General features: G+C 36.8%; 6 protein-coding genes. 2 read left to right on the forward strand and 4 right to left on the reverse strand.

Annotated elements, in window-relative coordinates; translation table 11 throughout:
* From HRT72_05910 to HRT72_05925, 4 genes are all read right to left on the reverse strand, one after another.
* Window positions 1–1,271, reverse strand: a 1,271-nt coding sequence (locus HRT72_05910) for a DUF2130 domain-containing protein (GenBank protein NQY67241.1), incomplete at its 3' end; no start/stop codon positions are given.
* A gap of 68 nt (window positions 1,272–1,339) precedes the next feature.
* On the reverse strand, window positions 1,340–2,515 hold the full coding sequence (locus HRT72_05915) for a hypothetical protein (GenBank protein ID NQY67242.1): 1,176 nt from the start codon (window positions 2,513–2,515) through the stop codon (window positions 1,340–1,342).
* Complete coding sequence (locus HRT72_05920; GenBank protein ID NQY67243.1) at window positions 2,508–3,464, reverse strand: hypothetical protein; 957 nt, start codon at window positions 3,462–3,464, stop codon at window positions 2,508–2,510. The genes HRT72_05915 and HRT72_05920 overlap by 8 nt, the downstream gene beginning before the upstream one ends.
* Window positions 3,465–3,575: 111 nt before the next feature.
* A complete protein-coding gene (locus HRT72_05925; protein ID NQY67244.1) occupies window positions 3,576–4,304 on the reverse strand; it encodes a DUF2807 domain-containing protein in 729 nt (242 codons plus the stop codon).
* Between the two features lie 137 nt (window positions 4,305–4,441).
* Here HRT72_05925 and HRT72_05930 point away from each other — a divergent pair, with 137 nt between their 5' ends.
* Both HRT72_05930 and HRT72_05935 read left to right on the forward strand, forming a co-directional pair.
* The gene (locus HRT72_05930) at window positions 4,442–4,999 is read left to right on the forward strand and encodes an acyl-CoA thioesterase (GenBank protein ID NQY67245.1); all 558 of its coding nucleotides are present in this window, start codon (window positions 4,442–4,444) and stop codon (window positions 4,997–4,999) included.
* A gap of 137 nt (window positions 5,000–5,136) precedes the next feature.
* A partial coding sequence (locus HRT72_05935; GenBank protein NQY67246.1) for a response regulator occupies window positions 5,137–5,446 on the forward strand: 310 nt, incomplete at its 3' end.

Here is a 5,446-nt window from a genome sequence, read left to right on the forward strand (position 1 = left end):
CATTCTAAGTCGATTTCTGTTTGCTCTTCCTCTCCCCCTAGTTCTAAAGCTTTCACACTTTGAATTGCATTACCAGCTATCCCCTTAATGGATCCATACATGTCGATAGTGTTCGTTGTTACCTTATCGATCTGCTTATCACGTTGTTTCCAGATACGTTGCATGGATCTTTTCTCGCCTTCCAAGTCCATTTTCATTTGAGTAAATCCTTCTACTATCGCTTCCACCTGCATTCGGAATGTATTTCCAGTTAAGAAATCGTACAACATTCCCATCTTGTCTCCCTTGTTCTCTTGCGTACTCAATGCTGAATTAAGTTGAACAATTGATTCGCGCAATACAGCACATAGTCCTTTAAACTCATCGTAGTTACATATCCAAATACCATCCTTCATTCCCATTCTATCTAAGTCGGAAGGCATTACTTCGGTAACCAAAACGCCTACACTAGCGCCTTTATCCCGTATATCTGCTTTAAACTTTTCTATCCAGCTTGGCTGAAAGTCTTTCGTACGCTTACTTTCGTAATAGATGGTTCCACAATTCTGTTGTGTACGTGTGTTAACGATTTGAATGCAATCACCACCACGTGCACCTTTCTTAATCTCTTCAATTGTATCTAATGGGAATTTACTAGCCAACCATTCTTCGATTGCCAATTCTTGAACCTCACCTTGCAGTTGCATAGAGCCTTGCTCTTGCTTGCGCTTCATTTCTTCAGTAAGCGTTTTCTGATCCTCTAATTGCTTTTGCAGTTCTTTAAAGCGCAGTTCATTTTTCTCCTCTTCAGACTTTCTAATCTTCCCTTTCTCCTCTCGTAAAACCTCATTCAACTTCTTTTGTGCTTCCGCTTCTGCAGCCTCCTTTAGCTCTCCTTTTTCTCTCTTTAATTTTTCAATTTCTGCTTTAGATCGGTTTAGTTCTTTAACCTGTTCCGACTTCTCGTTTAATTCGTTTTGAAGGGCCTTAAACTGCTCAGACTGCTCTTCCTCTACTTTACCCTTTACACGTTCTTCTATCGCCTTCCTTTCTTCTCTCAGCTGCTTCTCTAGTCGATCTTGGAATAACTCATTCTCCTTTCGCTTTACGTTTGCAAAATCTTCCTTTGCTTTTTCCAGATCACCTAACTGAGATTCGTACTTCTTCTTTTCTTGTGCTATTTCGGCTTGGTACTTTTGCTTAATCTCATCTTCCAATTGATGAGAGAGAATATCCTGTACATCAATGTCGGCACCACAATTCGGGCATTTTACTTGACTATTGGATTCCATAAGCAGGTTGTTTTAAAGATATTTGAACAGAATACAAATATTGGAATAATTCGTCGTGAAAGCTAGTACTAGAATTTACAACTGGCACCGCCACCACCAAAAGATCCTCCTCCGCCTATTTCATCAACCGGGTTAGAGTCTCCGCTATTTGTGCTCATTGTTTGCGAAACAATAAAATCAGCTCCTTCCGGATTCGCCCACTTGTCTTTCAGCACCAATTTACGGGTAAACGAATGCTTGTCTTCTTTCCAATAATTCATTCCTACCAAACCAAGAATCAACATAAGTGCCCCTCCAACTGTTACCGTAATCTCTGGATGACCAATACTAAAGTAATACCTGAATGTAAGTATCGTAATTAACGTGACTATCAGTGACATACGTATAAATAAAATCGACTTACTCTTAAACCCTATATACAGATACAGAATAGGAATCAAGACTATTAATCCATAAAATAAAAACGCAAAAGGAATGTCTTCATCCTCCTTTAAATGAAGATCCATCATTTCAATACTCAGCTCTCTAACCACAAAATAATTACCTACAATATAGAATATTAATAGACTAAGCGAATCCAATAGTATAAACTGATCTTCCCAGAAGAAGACATTCTCTCTGGTTTTTAATTTCTGTATCAACAGATATAACCCTCCAAAAAGAGCCATCAACTCAAAGGGCAGTAGCGCTTCAAATAGGCCACCCAAGTCATGCAAAACCTGAAATACGAGCCAACCCAAGAAAAAAACTGCAAAAAACAATGCCGTAATGTTCATATATCTAATGGCTACAAAAGTTGCAATTACAAGAGATAGCAGAGGATAGACATACATAGTATCTGGCTCAAACATAAAGATCCCAGATAAGATTAATATAAACCCTGCGTAAATACCCGCCTCTACCATTCCCGATTTATAATGATTCTTTACAATTATTAATCGGTCGGTAATGATCACCATTACAACCCCTAAAACAATCATTAATACCCGAATACCCTTTCCTCCAATATCTGAAAAAAGCAGACCAAATGGACCAGCAGCTGTTAGCCCCCCAAACAGAGTAAAAATGAAATACCAAATCCGTAATGGAACACTTGGTGAATATAAGTTCGATGGGTGGGCAAGTGCTATTTCCTCGTTTTGCTCTTTACTGATCACTTCACTCTTGCACCAGTTTTGCGCTTTACTCTTGATAATTAGATTTATCAACTCGTCCTTATTATATGCAATCCAAGAATTAAACATCTACAAAATGGTGTCTTTTCTTGATTAGTAACCAAACTATTGCAAAACTACTTATTGGTAAATAATAGATCCACAATACCCATGCTCCATCACCAGTTAGTTTAAAAAAGAGAAATGTAAATAGTATATACCCCACAACACTTGCATAAAGAAAGAAGGTATATTCTTTTTCAACCCAAGAACGATAACCAATATAAGCAGCCGTAACCAAGGTAATAAGGGCATCAAATACACCATAATCACTATCGAACGTATTGCTCAATCCACTCACAAAAATCAAGAGTGCTCCGTAATTCATATACGTGAAGGCAAAGTGCTCTTTCATCCTTTTTTCTTTCGACAAATATCCAGCTACATATAATACAAGTCCCATACCCATTCCTATATCATACATGAAAGGAGATTGTTCCCAATCTCCTTTAACCCAATCAACAAAATTTATACTTAACCCTACAGAAGCAATAAAAGCCGCTATAGCCAGTGATAAGACACTTCTGCTATCATATCGATATGCGAGATAAAAAAACACGACAGAAGCGAGCATAGAACTAAAACTGCCGAATTGATTCCCTACTTCAAGATAAACTTGCAAGTAGGTTAATAGAGAAGCAAATAACAATGCACCTAATAAAAGTATATAAGAGAAATAAGGATCATTAACTTCAATTTCTAACCAGCTAAACGTAGTGGCTTTTATTTTCACATAATAAGAGCTAATTCCCGTAATCAGAGCAATTAAAGTAATGGCAATAATATGCATCATTTCGCCTATGTTCGTGTAAGCAAAATATCCTATACCACTGGCAAACATCAGCGCTCCTACATATAAAAAGAACCGCAATTCGTAATAGATAGAAACAATCCTATTTTGATGAACATCATCTAATCGATGATGCTGCCCGGGAGTGAGAAGTTGTTTTTGAAAAAGCTGATCGTGTACCGGATCCATGGCAACAAATCTAATCTATAATTAGTCAAAGCGGAGTACGCCGGCCTATAAACCAGAAAGCCCTTCCTTAAAAGGAAGAGCTTAACCAATTATTAAATAAATAAAGCCTTATTAGTTAATCACAATAATATCTCCTGACCCCGTAATATCGAAACTCACATTTGTAGCACCATTATGATACACATCACCAGGTCCAGTAATATCAACTTCAAGATCTTCCGATACAGTAACCCAACACTCACCACTTCCTGAAATATCAATCTCCGCATCAATACTACTAACGTTAACAGCATTGTACACGCCTGATCCCGTAATATCAACATATTGAAACTGCAAAGATTCAATTTCATCGTTGGCATTTACCGAACTACTTCCGGTAATCTCTATATTGAGTGTTCTAGCACCTTCAAAATGGTGTAAATCCACAACTCCTGATCCCGAAATATCAATATCCAAACTTTCCTGATCTTCAAAATCATTTATAACAATCTCACCAGAACCTGAAATATCAACCGATTCAATATCAGATACAACGATATCTATTTCCAAATCATCGCTATTAAAACAATGGCGATCTAGCTCTATGTCCCACGTATTATTTCTTACTTTCTTTTTTAATAATTCAATTGTTCTTTTCCCACCAGTAACCGTTACAGATTGCGTTTTGCCCTGACTAATTGTTACATGTGCAGAGACGCTTAAATCGATTGCACTAAAGGATCCAATACTTAATTCTTTCGTAACTGTTTCTCCTCCCCCTCTGACATATCTATCTCTAATACAATAAGTTAAAAACATTACTATAATCAATACGGGAATTACTCTTATTATTCGTTTCATTTTATTCTGTTTTGTTTCCTTTATGACACACTTTTCAAGATATACCCTACATTAACTATTAATTTATTTTAAAAAGCGTATAACAAAGAACCTCACTTCAGTGAGAATAAATATTTTTGCACCAAACCTATTGTCCTATGACCGAAATCTTTAATACCCCTGCAAGTACAGAAACTACATTTAGTGAACTGATGGTTCCATCTTATGCAAACTTTGGAGGAAAAGTTCACGGTGGCTATGTACTTTCTATGATGGATAAACTTGCGTACACATGCGCATCAACGCATAGCAAGGGTTATTGCGTTACTGTTTCTGTTGATGGCGTAGATTTTCTTCAACCAATCAATGTAGGTGAGTTGGTAAGTATGCACGCGAGAGTTAATTATGTAGGATCTTCTTCGATTGTAATTGGCATTAAGGTTATCGCGGAGAACTTCAGAAAAGGTATTGTTAAGCACACCAATACATCCTTCTTTACAATGGTTGCGATGGATGAAAATACTGGAAAACCTAAAAAGGTGCCAGGATTGAACCTTGAAAACGAGGTAGACATTCGTCGATTTATTAAAGGGAAAGAAAGGAAAGAGTGGAAACAGCAAAACAGAACCAAAGCAAGAATCCTTAAAAATGACTTCGACTTAAAAGTTGAAATTGAAAAAACAAAAAATGACAATTGCATAATCTCTGCACCTTAATTCATACTTTTTATCTCGCATTTCACAGTCCAGCCCTGCCTTTCCACAGAATATTTACTACTTATTAATATTTAAGGAGTAATATTAAGTACAAACAAATTCAAGAAGAATACTTTACGAATGCAATATTCAATCATATGCCCAAACACCACGAAGCATTAATTATAGAAGACAACTCAACAGCCATATTCTTATGCCAAAGGATGCTAAACCAAACAAACGCTTTTAACAAAATCACAACCAAAACAAATGGCCTAATAGCCATTGAATATATTCATGACAAAATATCTATTGGCAAACAACTACCCACACTAATACTCCTTGATATTAGCATGCCGGTTATGGATGGACATCAATTTCTAAGGGAGTTCCGACAAATAGTCCCGGCTACACAGAAACCCCCTACAATTGTAGTTCTTACAACATCCGAATTAAAAGAAGATAAAG

It is taken from the genome of Flavobacteriales bacterium, from assembly GCA_013214975.1.
Lineage (GTDB): Bacteria > Bacteroidota > Bacteroidia > DT-38 > DT-38 > DT-38.

Excerpts from the sequence above, each read along its gene's own strand:
- HRT72_05915 (NQY67242.1), bottom strand. The coding sequence starts at position 2,515 with ATGTTTAATTCTTGGATTGCATATAATAAGGACGAGTTGATAAATCTA.
- HRT72_05920 (NQY67243.1), bottom strand. The coding sequence starts at position 3,464 with ATGGATCCGGTACACGATCAGCTTTTTCAAAAACAACTTCTCACTCCC.
- HRT72_05925 (NQY67244.1), bottom strand. The coding sequence starts at position 4,304 with ATGAAACGAATAATAAGAGTAATTCCCGTATTGATTATAGTAATGTTT.
- HRT72_05930 (NQY67245.1), top strand. The coding sequence starts at position 4,442 with ATGACCGAAATCTTTAATACCCCTGCAAGTACAGAAACTACATTTAGT.